12 protein-coding genes are annotated in these 13,732 nt (G+C 60.5%); 5 read left to right on the top strand and 7 right to left on the bottom strand.

Features of this window, described 5'->3' with window-relative positions; all coding sequences use genetic code 11:
• Positions 1-462 precede the first annotated feature (462 nt).
• Entirely contained in the window at positions 463-1,572 is a 1,110-nt protein-coding gene (locus LB571_RS04095) for a helix-turn-helix transcriptional regulator (RefSeq protein WP_224592434.1), read from the top strand.
• 258 nt (positions 1,573-1,830) lie between these two features.
• On the opposite strand, the gene LB571_RS04090 is transcribed toward LB571_RS04095, so the two are convergent.
• On the bottom strand, positions 1,831-2,292 hold the full coding sequence (locus LB571_RS04090; protein WP_140792130.1) for a cupin domain-containing protein: 462 nt from the start codon (positions 2,290-2,292) through the stop codon (positions 1,831-1,833).
• Between the two features lie 105 nt (positions 2,293-2,397).
• On the opposite strand from LB571_RS04090, the gene LB571_RS04085 reads away from it, so the two are divergent.
• Positions 2,398-3,960 carry a winged helix-turn-helix domain-containing tetratricopeptide repeat protein gene (locus LB571_RS04085; protein ID WP_224585468.1) on the top strand — a complete coding sequence of 521 codons (1,563 nt, stop codon included), beginning with the start codon at positions 2,398-2,400 and terminating at the stop codon, positions 3,958-3,960.
• Positions 3,961-4,597: 637 nt separating this feature from the next.
• Here LB571_RS04085 and LB571_RS04080 read toward each other — a convergent pair.
• On the bottom strand, positions 4,598-5,344 hold the full coding sequence (locus LB571_RS04080; RefSeq protein WP_224592431.1) for a hypothetical protein: 747 nt from the start codon (positions 5,342-5,344) through the stop codon (positions 4,598-4,600).
• 293 nt (positions 5,345-5,637) lie between these two features.
• On the opposite strand from LB571_RS04080, the gene LB571_RS04075 reads away from it, so the two are divergent.
• Positions 5,638-6,087: an isochorismatase family protein gene (locus LB571_RS04075; protein ID WP_318011582.1), complete on the top strand. Its 450-nt coding sequence runs from the start codon at positions 5,638-5,640 to the stop codon at positions 6,085-6,087.
• On the opposite strand, the gene LB571_RS04070 is transcribed toward LB571_RS04075, so the two are convergent.
• The gene (locus LB571_RS04070) at positions 6,019-6,204 is read right to left on the bottom strand and encodes a hypothetical protein (protein WP_224585644.1); all 186 of its coding nucleotides are present in this window, start codon (positions 6,202-6,204) and stop codon (positions 6,019-6,021) included. The genes LB571_RS04075 and LB571_RS04070 overlap by 69 nt on opposite strands.
• 201 nt (positions 6,205-6,405) lie before the next feature.
• Positions 6,406-7,794: an FAD-binding oxidoreductase gene (locus tag LB571_RS04065; protein ID WP_224585474.1), complete on the bottom strand. Its 1,389-nt coding sequence runs from the start codon at positions 7,792-7,794 to the stop codon at positions 6,406-6,408.
• Positions 7,795-7,905: 111 nt separating this feature from the next.
• Between LB571_RS04065 and LB571_RS04060 the strand changes: the two genes are divergently transcribed.
• On the top strand, positions 7,906-8,814 hold the full coding sequence (locus tag LB571_RS04060) for a LysR substrate-binding domain-containing protein (protein WP_224585475.1): 909 nt from the start codon (positions 7,906-7,908) through the stop codon (positions 8,812-8,814).
• A gap of 401 nt (positions 8,815-9,215) precedes the next feature.
• Here the strand turns inward: LB571_RS04060 and LB571_RS04055 are convergent, their stop codons facing one another.
• Positions 9,216-10,715, bottom strand: coding sequence for a winged helix-turn-helix domain-containing tetratricopeptide repeat protein (locus LB571_RS04055; protein ID WP_224585477.1), 1,500 nt, complete (start codon positions 10,713-10,715; stop codon positions 9,216-9,218).
• A gap of 119 nt (positions 10,716-10,834) precedes the next feature.
• Here LB571_RS04055 and LB571_RS04050 point away from each other — a divergent pair, with 119 nt between their 5' ends.
• A complete protein-coding gene (locus LB571_RS04050) occupies positions 10,835-11,092 on the top strand; it encodes a hypothetical protein (RefSeq protein ID WP_140792142.1) in 258 nt (85 codons plus the stop codon).
• Positions 11,093-11,557: 465 nt separating this feature from the next.
• Here LB571_RS04050 and LB571_RS04045 read toward each other — a convergent pair whose 3' ends face one another.
• Together LB571_RS04045 and LB571_RS04040 are read right to left on the bottom strand one after the other, a co-directional pair.
• Positions 11,558-11,701 (bottom strand): hypothetical protein, encoded by a 144-nt coding sequence (locus LB571_RS04045; RefSeq protein WP_181171421.1) that lies wholly within the window; start codon positions 11,699-11,701, stop codon positions 11,558-11,560.
• 999 nt (positions 11,702-12,700) lie between these two features.
• The gene (locus LB571_RS04040; RefSeq protein WP_224585621.1) at positions 12,701-13,180 is read right to left on the bottom strand and encodes a ferritin-like domain-containing protein; all 480 of its coding nucleotides are present in this window, start codon (positions 13,178-13,180) and stop codon (positions 12,701-12,703) included.
• Between the last annotated feature and the right edge of the window lie 552 nt (positions 13,181-13,732).

Genomic DNA, 13,732 nt, shown 5'->3' with positions numbered 1-13,732 from the left:
TCCATCGCGCAGGCTCGATGACGACGAACGTGTGTTCAACGCCAGCGGGGATGTAGAATATTTCTCCGTCGGTACGTTCGGAAATTTCCCCCGAGCACCAGAAGCGCAGCCGCCCTTGGAGAAGAGTTCGCCGGACTGGAGATGGCGGTGGCGCGGCGGTCCGTCCCCCGGGCCAGCAGCGGATGCAAATGCCCCGAGCTTGCCGCCGGTCTCGCGTACCGTCAGAAGCGTTTCGTAATGCGTACCGTTCCAATCGGTTCGAGTACCAGGTGCTGCCCACGTTTGCATCGTCGCCACATGCGGTTGGAGTGAAGCTTGACGGCGTCACGAAAGCTACATTCAGACCCTAGGCCGTCGCCTCGTATGAACATATGAGATGCGGCGAGGAGTGCTTGTCAGCAAAGCCGCCTTCCGGCAAACTGTAAAACCCCTTCAGGCGAGGGAGCGGTGAATCCGGCACGCATGCACGACTTCGACGGCATGGTTGGGCAGATCTACGATGCGGCGGTCGAACCTGGCCGCTGGCGGCAAGTTCTCGAGACGCTGTCGGATTTCCTCGAGGGCGCCGCCACCAAGCTGACGTTTCAGAACGCAAGGACGTTGCACAGTGAGGCGAACTCGGTTCGCATGCCGCCGGAGGCGGACCTCAGCTATGCGCAGTACTACTACAAGACCAATGTGTTCCTGCCGCGCATCGCCAGGCTGAGCGCCGGCACGCTGATCCCGATTTGGGACCTCCTGCCGCGCGAGGTGTACCAGCGCTCGGAATTCTATAACGACTTCTGCCGGCCCGGCGACATGTGCCACTCGATCGGAGTGGTGTTGGCCAACGGGCCGGACGTGCGCGTCGTGTTCACCTGCGGACGGGCCGACGCGACAGGAGAGTTCGGCCCCGAGCACCTTGATCGGCTGCGCCGTATCGGGCCGCATCTGGTCCGGGCGGCGGGCGTGGGACTGCGGCTCTCGCGTGCTGAGATCGTCAGGAGTGCCAATGTCGAGGCGCTCCACCGCATCGCCCAGGGCGTGCTGATCGTGGCGGCGAACTGCGAGATCCTGTTCGCCAACCGGGCCGCCGAAGCGTTACTCACCCAGGCTGACGGGATCAGGATCGAGAAATCGTCGCTGCACGCGACCAGCCCTGCGCATGCCGTGCAGCTTCGCCGGTTGATTGCCACGGCCGCAGACCGGTCGGAGGCCGCGGGCGGCGATATAGCGCTCACGCGCCCGGCGCCGCGCCGGCCCCTGAGCGTGCTGGTGGCGCCGCTCAAGATCGAGTTGACGTGGTTCGTGCCCGGCCGCCCAGCCGCGATCGTGTTCGTGGCCGATCCGGACAGCGCGCCGCACACCCTGCAGGGCCAGTTGCGCGATCTCTACCGGCTAACCCCGGCCGAGGCGGCCGTGGCCACTGCGGTCGCCCGTGGTGAAGGGCTGCAGGCCGTTGCAGACGAAGTCGGCATCAGCCTGACCACGGTGCGCACCCACCTGCAGCACGTCTTCGAAAAGACTGAGACGCGGCGACAGGCAGAACTGGTGCGCCTCATCGCCGCCAGTGGGTTCTACGAGCGACACTAGCTGCACCGAAGCGAGGCTTGGCCCAAGCTGGTAGCAGAGCCTTCTGCAACTCGACGATTAGCACTAACGCCGATCCAAGGTTCTGATCCTCACTGTCCCTCTGCAGACCGGCCGGTCTGCTTTCGGGCTCCAATCAGCCGAAGCGTATCCTCACCATGGAGAGAGGGGCCGACCTTATCAGAAGGACTCGTTTGGGGTAGTTTCCCGCCGCACGCTCTGGCCGCGGGTTATGTCTGGACGGCCTTTTGCCAAGCGTGCTTACGCGCGCGTTGTCAAAGTTGAGAGCTGATTGGTGTCGTAGCGGTTTCGCAATTCGGCAAGCGCTTTTGGATTTGGCGCACCCTGTGCCGTCAGTTTGGCGAGTTCCTCGAAATAATGCTCATGTCCGGGCGGCGAGACGGTCATCAGGACACGAGCCGGACTTTCACTGATATTGGTGATGTTGTGCGGCACCCCCGGCGGGATGAACAGATAAGTTCCGGGCATTGCGCGAATCGTCCTATCGCCGACATGCCACTCACACTCGCCCTCAAGCAGGTAAAAAGTCTCTTCCTGCACTCGGTGAACGTGCAGCCCAGTGGCGAAACCCGCCGGAATCGTCCAATCGAACATGCTCGTGTGTTTGGAATTTTCGGCGGTGACGAGGAAAACCATAGGGTGCCCACGTAGCATGACGCCCTTCTTCTCATCAGGCATGCGAACAACGGTTTCGGCGCTCATTTGATCCTCCACCCAAGTGCTTACCATTGCAAGCACCTGTCCAAGATCTGCGGTTCGCGCCGGAAAGTGGTGAATTTCTTACCAAATATCTGCTAAAGTCGTCGAATGACAGTGGGGAGCGACTTCTACCAGTTTGGCCCGTTCCGCCTCGATGCGCAGGTGGGCCTTCTATACCACGGGACCGAGCCGACGATGCTTGGGCAGCGTGCCGTGGCGTTGCTGTGCCGGCTGCTTGATCACGCCGGCGTACCGGTGTCCAAGGATGCGCTGGTCGAGGCCGCCTGGGGCGGATTGGCGGTCGCCGATAACAATCTAACGGTGCAAATCGCATCCCTGCGCCGGGTGCTGGCGGAGACAGGAGATGCCAAGCCCTGGATCGAAACGCTTCCGCGCCGCGGCTATAGGTATGTCGGACCGGCCGTTGCCACAAATGCTCCTGACGCTTCAGCGGCCGCCCGGGCCATATCCGCACCGATATTACCTGACAAACCGTCCATCGCCGTTCTGCCATTCTCGAACCTGAGCCACGATCCGGAGCAGGAGTACTTCTCCGATGGGATGGTCGACGACATCATTACTGGTCTCGCGCGCATCAACTGGCTTTTCGTCATAGCGCGGAATTCCACCTTTACTTACAAGGGACGCGCCGTGGATGTGAAGCAGGTGGGCGGCGAGCTTGGCGTGCGCTATGTACTCGAAGGCAGCGTGCGGAAGGCCAGCGATAGGGTGCGCGTGATCGGCCAGATGATTGACGCTTCGACCGGCATGCACGTTTGGGCAGAGCGCTACGACCGAAGTTCCCGCGATGTTTTTGCGCTCCAAGACGAGATCGCGCTGTCCATAGTGGGCGCGATTGCGCCGAGCTTGCGGAAAGCGGAAATCGAACGTGTCAGGCGGAAGCGCCCTGATAGTCTCGACGCCTATGATCTCGTTCTGCAAGCCCAGCCCGACGTCGATTCAGGTATGCCGGAGCAGGTAGCCAGAGCTTTGATGCTTCTTGAGCGCGCGGTTGCGCTCGAACCCACCTATGCGCTTGCACATGGCAATGCTGCGATGTGCCACCACTGCTTGTTCCTTCGCGCCGGCCTGCAGGAGGCCAACCGTGCTGCTTCGATCCGCCACGCCCGATTGGCCATTGTCCATGGACAGGACGATGCACTTGCCCTTACGTGGGCCGGCTTTTCGATAGGCATGGATGCGCACGATCGCGCCGCTGCGTTCACGGCATTGGAAGCTGCCCTCGGCATCAGCCCGTCATCGGCGCTGACCTACATACTTGGCAGCGTCGTTCTCGGATGGGCAGGCGAAGCCGAACGCGCCTTAGAATGGAGTGAGCAGGGTATGCGGCTCAGCCCCTTCGATTCCTGGGCCTGGGCCGCATTCGATGCGCAAGCAATGAGTCACCTGCTGCGCGGCCATTACGAAGAAGCTTGTCACGCAGCCTATAAATCGGTTCAAGCCAATTCGGCACATAGCATCACTTATGTGCAATTGGCCGCTGCGCTAGCCAAACTTGGCCGGCTGGACGAAGCGAGGGCCGCCGCCGCGCGTGTCCGTGAACTGCATCCAATGTTTCGCTACAGTCGACAGTTCGCCGCGGTTAACTGTGCCCCGGCGCTCGCGGACTGCCTTGGTCACGCGCTAAATATTGCCGGCCTGCCGGAATAGCGTGCATGGATTCTGCACGTCTTCATATTCACCGACTCGCGCCATCATTCATCATCTTGGAGGGCTGCGGCTCAGGCGGCGATGTCGGGCCCGGACAAATCGGTCTGCTTCTGAAAATTTATCCCCAGGAACTGGAAGGTCTATGCTCGTCCCCACTCAAGTCCGACAATTAACCCCGGAACGAACGGTAAGTTTCGGGCAGTGACAGCATAGCGCCAAACGGCGAGGAAGAGGCGACTGAGAACGGTAGCCTACCGCGGAGCGTTCCCCATAGACGCACCGTCCGGACACGGCGCCGAAGCGGACTTCCGCTGCAATGCCAGCATTGCGCCTAAATCGGGACAACGAGCAGAGCACGGCGCATCAGAGGAGCGCATTAGGCCGCGTCGCGGCAACCGCAATGGGAACCAGCGGCTCCTGGAATTTTGCGTCAGCTGGACTTCAAGCATAAAGCGCCGGCGCAGAGCGAAGTTGGCCAACGCCGCCTCAAGCTGTCGGATGTTTCGCTAACCAGACGAACCGCTGGCGCGCCTGAACGCGGCAACGGGAGGCTGGTTTTCTGAACTTTGGCCGACTAATAAGCCGAGCCTTGATCAGAAACCGGCCGCATCGCTGTTTACGATCGATGGAGGATTTCCTAACCGGTCCGAGCCAGCATCGCCTGCAAAGCGCTCCGCATGCTCCCGCTGGATATGCTGAAAAATCCCCCGTAGGGCTGACTAAGGTCTGCGATAACGAACATAACGCTGCTGAGTGAGATCGCGCTTAGAAGCATGAGGGTCCATGTCAGTTTCGTTCGTGGAGCGATGAGACCGTGGCAGGCGAAAATAATCATGAGCCACACGATCAGAATTCCGTAGAAGGGTTGCAGCAATTCACTGCGTGCCGCCTCGATCACGCCGAGACGGGCCGTAGAGACGCTATCATATCGCGCACGGCACATCGCTGCGATCGCCGTTTGTTGCGGACCGGCCGGCAAGAGTTCGTTCACCTCGAGACCGATCTTGTTCATTAGCTCTTGAAGTTCCGGTGTGGCGCCCACAACAGGCATACGCGACGTGTCAGGGTAGGAAACACCGGTGGGCCGAGCTTCGTTAGGCCAAGTGCTCGCAATAACGGCAGCGGTGTAACCTGCTAGGTCGACGCGAATGCGCGCGGCGTCAGTTCCGTAGTCATGTAGGCACGCATCCATGAGGTCAAGCTGCAACGCATATTGCTGCCGGTCCAGAGCCGAATTGTCGTAGGCCTGCTTCACCGACGCGGTGAGAAGACCGAGAACAACCGCCGCAAAGGTCGCAAGCAAACCTACGGTTAACTGCATCAGCAGCGTGGCTTCCGGAGTCTGGTGCTGCGCGGGAAGCCAATCCCGGATAAGGATGCCCAAGCCTGCTCCAACGCATAGCAGCAGAAAGACCACTATTGCTGAAAACACCTCTATCACATTGCGCCTCCATCGACTGTCCAATCCGCCCGCGATCACCGTACCTTCGTCTTTGTCGCGCGTAACCTCTCATTCTGCCACAGGACCCAAGGTGATATAGCCGGTCCCGCCCGCTGCCGTTCCACTCCGGTACGTGAGGGTAAAGTCGTCGAGCGTATGCCGGCCGGCGCCATGCTGAACCGTTGCGGGCATCGGCGATTCTCGAAGACGCGTTTCGAAAATTCGATGTCGGTCTCATGCCGCCGTGGGCGGGCCATCCTTTTAGTTGGCTTTACCTCGGTGGAATACTCTCTTCTCACGTGGCTTTCGGGAGAATGTTTAATGACTACAGCACTCATGATCATCGATGTGCAACAGGGGATCCTCGCGAATCTGGTCGATGGCGGTCAGCAGGTCGTTATCGACCGCGAACTCGAAGCCGTTGCGGCCCGGCTTGGCCGCTTGAACTCGCTGCGGAGGCGGCTGGCGTACCGGTCGTCGTCGTTCAGCACGACGGGGACGCAGGGCACCGCCTCGAAGTTGGGTCGCCGGGCTGGCAGCTGCGCGAGGAGGTGTCCGCGATCCAGGACACCATCCTCATTCGCAAGCGGAGCTGCGATGCCTTCCACAACACCGATTTAGCCTACCGGATTCGAGAGCTCGAGGTTGACCGCCTGGTTATCGGTGGCTGCATGACTCAATTCTGAGTTGACACGACCACGCGCCGCGCCGTCTCGGAGGGATTTGATGTGACGCTCGTCCGAGATGGGCACACTACGGCGGATTTCGGTTCCCTCTTGGCCGAGCAGATCGTCGATCACCATAATCGGGTGCTTTCGGGGTTTCGACGCAGGCCTGAAGAAAGTAGGCCTTCTGCATGCAGATGAGATGCGCTTTTGACGATTTCGCGCTGATGTGTGGCCCCGACGCTCTGGAATTGAAACTCCATTGCGGTGCCGGCGGCAAACAGGACAGCAAGGATCACCCAGCGACTGCGCGCGGCTTCCCCAACAAATATTCGGAATTTATGCAGGCCTAATATTCTGGTTCAACCGGAAGAAGTTGGTCGGGTCGTACTGCTTCTTGATGGCGGCGAGACGCGCATAATTTCCGCCGTACGCTTCGCGTACGCGCTCGTCACCCTCATCACCAAGATTGTTGGAATAGACACCGCCGGTAGAGAATGGCCTGACGGCATTCCACAAATCGCGCGCCCAACGCATATTTGCCTCGTCATCGGCCGGATCGTCCCAGATGGCGACGGGAAAGCAGTCAAGCGCCGCATCGCGATTGCCGTAGGGTGAGTGCGATGCAGGCACGCGAGCGATCGCGCCGCCGACCTGCTGGAAAACCAGCAGGGAGTAGCGATTGGGAGCTCTTGCGTAAGTGTCCAGCAGCGCGTCAATCGCACCATCACTAATCTCCCGCAGGAACTGCGCTTTCCAGTAATAGCGTCGTCCGCGTGGAAAGAGGCTGTCGCCGGCCGATTGAATCTGAAGATAAGGAACGGCTTGAAGTCGGCTTTCGATGGGAGATCCGAACTTCATCAGCGGTGCGATGACGGGTTCGCCCGCTTCGGGTGATCCGATATAGCAAGCCGAGATGCTGAACGCGAAGTCGCCCGAGGGCAGCGTGACAAGTGCTGCGTCGACGCTCGCCTCGTCCGGAGCGTCACGGGAGAATTCGTGGTAAAACCGCATGGCCTCGCGCGCTTGATCGTAGGCGTACAGCACCGACCCCACCAGAAGAGCCGGGCCAAGCGCGTGTAGCCGGTATTCGAACGCCGTAACTATGCCGAAATTGCCGCCGCCGCCACGCAAGGCCCAGAACAGCTCGGGATGCTCGCCGGCGCTGGTTCGCAACAGTCGTCCGTCGGCCGTGACGATCTCAGCCGCGATCAAATTGTCGCAGCTCAGACCGTGCTTTCGTCCGAGCTTGCCGAAGCCTCCGCCAAGCGTGAGACCGGCAATACCGGTGTCGCTGTTGACACCCATGGTCGTCGCAAGACCGAAGGCTTGTGTGGCTGCGTCGAACTCGCCGAGGTTCACACCGGCTTCGGCTCTGGCGATGCGGCGCTCAGGATCGACGACAATCTTCTTCATGTGGGAAAGATCGATCACCATCCCATAGTCGCAGACGGACAACCCGGCGACGTTATGGCCGCCGCTGCGAATTGCGACGAGAAAGCCATGTGACCTGGCAAATGCCACGGCATGCACGACATCTTCAGGAGTAGCGCAATAGACGATTGCCGCAGGGCGTTTGTCGATGGCTCCGTTCCAAACCGCGCGCGCTTGGTCGTAGCCGGGGTCTCCCGGCAAGATCACATCGCCCAGTAGGCCCTTCCGTAGCTGTTCCATCGCCGTACTCGAAAGATGGGATGGTTCCAACAGCACATCGGTCTGTCGTGGCATCTCCATTCCGCCGCCCTCGTTCCAAGAGGATTAGGGTCGCACAGGGTCCACCCTTCTGCAAAAGCGAAATTCTTAGCTGCTAGATGAGGGGAATTCATCTAGACTGACGGCATGACAAACGGCCCGCCTCTACGCGCTTTACACGCCTTCGAGGCGGCCGCTCGGCACGGCAGCTTCAAGGCGGCAGCGGTGGAACTCGGCGTGGTGCCAACAGCGATCAGCCACCAAGTCCGCCTGTTGGAAGAGATATGCGGTCGCAAGCTGTTCCAGCGCCGACCGCGCCCGCTCGTGCTGACGAGCGCGGGAGCGCGACTGTTTCCTATCCTCCGCAACGGCTTTGATCTGCTCGCCGGCTCCCTTACCGCAGTCGCCGAGCCGGATCCTCAAGCACCATTGCGGGTGACAAGCCCGAATGCTTTCGCGAGCCGATGGCTGGTTCCTAGGCTCGAGAAGTGGCGAGAGGCCAACCCGGCGGCAGTGCCGCTGGAGATCATCGGGACGGACACAGTTCTCGACCTGCGCGCCGGCGCCGCGGATGTGGCGATCCGCTACACACGAAGCCCGCCTTTGGGCCTCGCGGCGCAAGAGATCTGCCGCGATTCCTTCTTTCCCGTTTGCAGCCCCCGTTTGCTGGCAGGCGATAAGCGGGAAAATAAGCGTGCCGCCGATCTCCTGCGTTATCCGTTGATCCATTTTGACTGGATGAACCGGGATCCGGAGGCTCCCACCTGGCGCCGATGGCTAGCGACGGCCCGTTCAATAGACCCGGAGCTAACTGCCGACAAAGCCTGGGATTTGAGTTTCCGCGAGGAACTGCATGCGATCGATGCGGTTGTGGCCGGGCAAGGAATAGCGATCTGTAGTGACGTCGTGGTCGGTCGTGAACTGGACAACGGCACGCTCGTCAAAGCGCATCCATTGTCCTTGCCGGGCTACAGTTTCTATGTCGTATGGATGCAGCACAGTCCGCGATCCGCCGTGATAGAGTCGTTTCTGGCGTGGATGAGAACCGTCGCATGATACTGGCGGACCGGGTGGGCAGCGCGACTTTGTGATCTGACCCGGGCGAGCAGCACCCATTGCCTGAGGGGCCCCGGGCAGAGCGGGGAGCCTATGCCTCAATCGCCGACATAAGGCGCGGGAAGCGAACCTTGCCTACGTTTGCCTGAGGAGGCTGGCACTCGCGGGGCGGTCCGCTTCGCGCCCTCATCTCGGACGTTCGGCAAACTTTACCTCGCTCGAAAGCGACGGTCTGCCCAACGCAACATGAGTGCGTTGCTCGATGATGGGCCTGATCCAGCAATGACCCCGCATGTCGGGTTCCAACATGGAGGTTCTCATGTCGATGATCATTGCCGTCGTCCTTTTTACTGCTCACATGCATCCAAATGCAGCGATGAGTTTCTCGGACCGACTGAATCCTAGAAAAAGCCGGCCTTTCTGAAACCGGAGAGGAAGAGCTCGAAGGATGACGGGTCTGCGAAGGGAAGGTGGGCAATGTAGCCAAGCGAGAGGTCCGGTTGCCGGCTCAGTGTGGCCTCGACTGCGACATGCGCGTTTTCCATCTCGCCCAGATGTGCGTAGGCCGCCGCAAGAAAGGCATGGATGAAGAACTGGTCGCCGGCCTTCCGATAGGCGTCGATGGCCTCGGCATATCGGCCGAGCAGGAACAGCGCGCTGCCCTTCACCTCCCAGAACCAGACCGGGGGCAATGGGTCGAGCAGTATGGCCCTTTCGAGGACCGCCAAGGACTGCTGCGGCTGGCCGCCGTAGTTGAGCCAGCTTGCATAGTCTCCGGCAATGTTGACGTCGTGCGGATTGAGCGTCCGGGCCTGCTGGAAATACAGTCCGGCATCCCCATGCTGGCGCATATGTACAAGCACGAGACCCATGCTCTGGTTGCAGATGCCGTCATTCCGGTCGAGCAGGAGCGCCGTGCGCGCAGACTGCAAGGCACTTTGCAGCGTACCAGGATCGCGGTCGTACCAGAAGCGCGCAACCAGGCACTGCGCCAGATAGGCATGACCTTGAGCAAAAGCCGGATCGAGTTCGGCGCTCCGGGCGAACATGGATTCGCCCTTGTCCATTTCATACTGATGGTAGTGCGCGCGACCCTGCAAGTAGTAGTCGTAGGCGGCCCAATCGGCCGGCGGCGTTCGCCGCGAGCGGGTAGTCGCATCTGCCTCGGCGGCGCCTTGGACAGTTGAAGCCACGAGGGCCGCCACCTCCTCCTGAACCGAAAAGATGTCCTCAAGGGCCCTGTCGTAGCGTTGAGCCCACAAATGGAAGCCGCTGGCGCCGTCGATCAGTTGCGCCGTAATCCGGATGCGGTCCCCCAGCCGTCGCACGCTGCCCTCGACGAGGCAGTGCGCGCCGAGTTGCCGGTGGACTTCCGCAGGGTCCGGCGCTGGCCCACGAAACTGAAAAGATGAATTGCGCGCGATCACCAAGAGCGACCGGTATCGAGCAAGTTCAGTGATGATATCTTCGGTGATGCCGTCGCTCAGATATTGTTGGTCCTGATCGCCGCTCAAATTGGCGAAGGGCAGCACCGCAATGGCGGGTTTACCGGATGGCGCGATCGGTCGCTGCGCTGAACCTTCCACGCGCTCGACAGGCGCGGTGAAGCGGTAGCCGACGCGAGGCACGGTGGCGATCCAATCGCCACCTTGGCCGGTAGGGCCGAGCGCCTTCCTCAGCGTCGCAATCTGGACGGTGAGATTGCTTTCCTCGACCGCCAGGCCCGGCCAGGCAGCTTCCATCAGCTCGGCCTTGGTCAGGATGTCGCCGGGCCGGGCCGCAAGCGCGGCGAGCAGCGTGATGCCGCGATGCCCGATGGAGATCGGTATGTCCTGCCGCAGGAGCGTCCCCTTCTCAGGGTCGAGCACGAACGGACCAAAGGTAAGGTGAACCCGTTGCATCGCGCCATATTAGACGTTTCGGAATTTTTCGGAACAGTTTCGGCCGCGCTTTAGTACGCAGCTCCGCTCATCCGCCACAGTAACGTCGTCGTTAGCAGCACCAAGAAAGGATGAGCCAAATGAGCACGCAGCTTTTTCTTACCTCAAGATTATGCCAGTCTTTCTGGAGCGAACAGCCGACGTGGACGACTGGACCGGCATCGGTCTGGGCGAGACTCATCGCCCTGCGCGGCCTGGTCGCGGTCTGGCGCGAGCGCATGTACTATCGCGAGGAGCTGAAGCGACTGGCCGAAGATGGGCCTCAGCGGATCGACGACGTCGGTCTTACCCTGGCTGCCGTCGAGGCGGATCTTCAAAAGCCGTTCTGGCAGGCGTGATTTGGATCCATAGCTGTGAACTATTATCTGCCTGACTAGCAAAGTACTTGGGGACTTCAAACTCGGGGTGCCGCACTCGAAAGTGTAAGCTTATTACCGCTGCAAATGAGCCGCTGAGCAGCGGCTTTCGGGGAGTGCGGTGGGGCTTGGAGAATCCGCGATGGGGGTGATGGCGGCCATTTCGCTTGCATCGGCTAACGTCTGCTCCGCTATTATCGTCACATTGAAGGGCCCAGTCCGCACGCGACCCCGCCGCAGTTAGCTCCATCTAGTTACCCTCCCGGCCAGTCAAGGCCGAGGAGAAATGAGATGGGTCACTCTCACTATCATGCTGCAGCTCGTGACCGCCGCCTGGAAGGCGGGAAAGACCGTCGGAAGAAACGCCCTTTGACACTGAAGCAGATATGGTCAATCCGCTTCTTCTTGGATCGAGAAGGGAGGGTTCGCGATTGCGCTCTTTTTGATCTAGCCGTCGACAGCAGGCTTCGTGGCTGTGATCTGGTTAAGATCAAGACGGGAGACTTCGAGCCCGATAAGCGCGGCGATGAGACCACATTCGACGGGCGCACCAGAACCGCCGCGGATGAACTTATCAATGTGCTTCTGCATGTTTCATTTCTAGTTTCTCCTCATGGCATAGGCATCGACATTTGCCGCTCCGTTAGGTTCGTCTACCTCTTACACTGCAGCGCTTTTCAGCAGCCGGATCTTTCGTCGATCGTAAGAAATTTAATGATCGCTTTGAGACTTCGGAAGCCTTCTTCTGAATTAAGCCTTCCTGCTCCGCACCCGAGACGCTCGGCGGCTCTTTGCTATTGACACAGTCAACTTGCGGCTGGTGCAAAGCAACAGGAGAGTGTCATGAATTCTTTCGTGAAAACCTTCGCCAACATTCTTGCGAGCAGCGCAGTCATGCTTTCATTGTCGCTTCCGGCAACGGCTGCTGGTGGCGTCGGTGCTGGTTCCTCGGTCGGCGGCGGCGGCATCAATGCCGGAGCTGGTGCATCGATCGGCGGCATCGGCGCTGGGGATGGCACGTCGATTGGCGGCGCTGGTGGCGTAAACGCGGGTGCTGGAGCCAAAGCCGGTGGCCCCAGCGGCGTCGGCTTAGTGCCAATGTTGGTGGGACGGGCGGCATCAACGCCGGGCGTGGCGCCAATGTCGGCGGCACAGGCGGTGTCGGCGCAGGCGTGGCCATTGGAAACGAAACGAATCCCAGCAATCCGTCGAACCCGAGCACCCTCTCGAGCGCCAACATTCGGGGTGCAGTGGCTCAGATGTCAGGCTCGCAGGTAACGCGCATGAAGAAGCGGTGCTCCGACGTCCTCAGCGATGAGGGGACTTATGACCGGGACCTGCGCCAGCTCTGCCTGGTGATAGCACGCCGCCGAGGCTGAAGGGGAACCAGCCGTGAGGTTTTGGCCGCACTCTCCTGGCCTCCGGCCGGTCGGAAAGCCCGCCGTCCAGGCGGGCTTTCTGTTGCCGTTTCACTGCGGCACATTTGGACGGGCACCGAAAATTGCGTTCTTATCCTCAATGTATGGAAGCCATCCGCCGGCACGGCGACCGTCAGAAGCCTTGCGGATGACAGAGACCGTTGTCTCGTTCCTAAGCCGCCTCGGCAGCGACGTTCACCGCTGACTCGGCGAGCTGCGTGAGGGTTTCGTCGGTGTCCTTTTCCTCGCCAAGGGTAAGCTCAAGAAGCTTAACCGCTTCGGCCATGCCGAGCTCGCTAGCCCAGGTGCGCATCGTACCATAGCGGGAGATCTCATAGTGTTCGACTGCCTGAGCCGCCGCAAGGAGACCAGCATCGAGAGCCGGAGAGCCCTTGTACTCGTCCATGATCTCGGCGCCTTCCTCCGTTATACCCATGATGGCGGCGCAGGTCTTGCCCTGGGGTTTCTTGCCGAGAGCGCCGAATATTTTTTCCAGTCGCGCTACGTGCTCCTGGGTCTGGCCGCGGTGCTTTTCGAAGGCTGCCTTAAGGTCAGGGCTTTGTGCCGCCTTGGCCATCTTGGGAAGTGTTGCCAGGATCTTCTTCTCGGCGAAATAAATGTCCTTCAAAGTGTCGATGAAGAGTTCGTTCAGGCCTTTCGTCGAGGCCTTTTTGGCGGTGCCATGACTGTCTCCCTTTTTTCACTGCCTCACAAAACGGGGGCGGACGAGAAACAAAATTGCGGCAATCCAGTTCCATCGGGATTAGACTAGCGTGCCGAACGGCTTTTGCCGGCTGCGCGCGCAGATCCGGGCATCAACTGCAAGGAGCCGAGTTGAATGCGCCTGGCGTTAGCCGGCGCCCGTTCGCGGGAGGGCATCTGGAGAGCCTTTGGGTGCGAAGCGCCATCACCAGCCAGGTGAACCCCGAGCGCGTAGATACCAACGCGAGCCATGCAGCCGATAGCGAACACAATCGCCGATCGGCCGGTTCACAACAGACCCCGGCCAGTCAAGTACAGACCGTCTCGCACCGCAATATCATGCCGCGTGCACCATGTAGCCTGTCCGACGCCCGATGAACCGCGCCTTCTGCCGGGTACGGCCCCCTCCGTACCCATTTAGGATGACCGGAGGTCCGGCTCGGTGGTACTCATTGAGGGACCGCTGGGGGAGAAATATTGTGCTATCGCGAATGCTTTGAGG

It is taken from the genome of Mesorhizobium sp. BR1-1-4, from assembly GCF_020165375.1.
GTDB classification, from domain to species: domain Bacteria; phylum Pseudomonadota; class Alphaproteobacteria; order Rhizobiales; family Rhizobiaceae; genus Mesorhizobium; species Mesorhizobium australicum.
This window is presented reverse-complemented; position numbering and strand designations above follow the sequence as displayed.

Coding starts and splice junctions, on each gene's coding strand:
- LB571_RS04095 (WP_224592434.1), top strand. CDS start 463: ATGCACGACTTCGACGGCATGGTTGGGCAGATCTACGATGCGGCGGTC.
- LB571_RS04090 (WP_140792130.1), bottom strand. CDS start 2,292: ATGAGCGCCGAAACCGTTGTTCGCATGCCTGATGAGAAGAAGGGCGTC.
- LB571_RS04085 (WP_224585468.1), top strand. CDS start 2,398: ATGACAGTGGGGAGCGACTTCTACCAGTTTGGCCCGTTCCGCCTCGAT.
- LB571_RS04075 (WP_318011582.1), top strand. CDS start 5,638: ATGCCGCCGTGGGCGGGCCATCCTTTTAGTTGGCTTTACCTCGGTGGA.
- LB571_RS04070 (WP_224585644.1), bottom strand. CDS start 6,204: ATGGTGATCGACGATCTGCTCGGCCAAGAGGGAACCGAAATCCGCCGT.
- LB571_RS04065 (WP_224585474.1), bottom strand. CDS start 7,794: ATGCCACGACAGACCGATGTGCTGTTGGAACCATCCCATCTTTCGAGT.
- LB571_RS04060 (WP_224585475.1), top strand. CDS start 7,906: ATGACAAACGGCCCGCCTCTACGCGCTTTACACGCCTTCGAGGCGGCC.
- LB571_RS04055 (WP_224585477.1), bottom strand. CDS start 10,715: ATGCAACGGGTTCACCTTACCTTTGGTCCGTTCGTGCTCGACCCTGAG.
- LB571_RS04050 (WP_140792142.1), top strand. CDS start 10,835: ATGAGCACGCAGCTTTTTCTTACCTCAAGATTATGCCAGTCTTTCTGG.
- LB571_RS04045 (WP_181171421.1), bottom strand. CDS start 11,701: ATGCAGAAGCACATTGATAAGTTCATCCGCGGCGGTTCTGGTGCGCCC.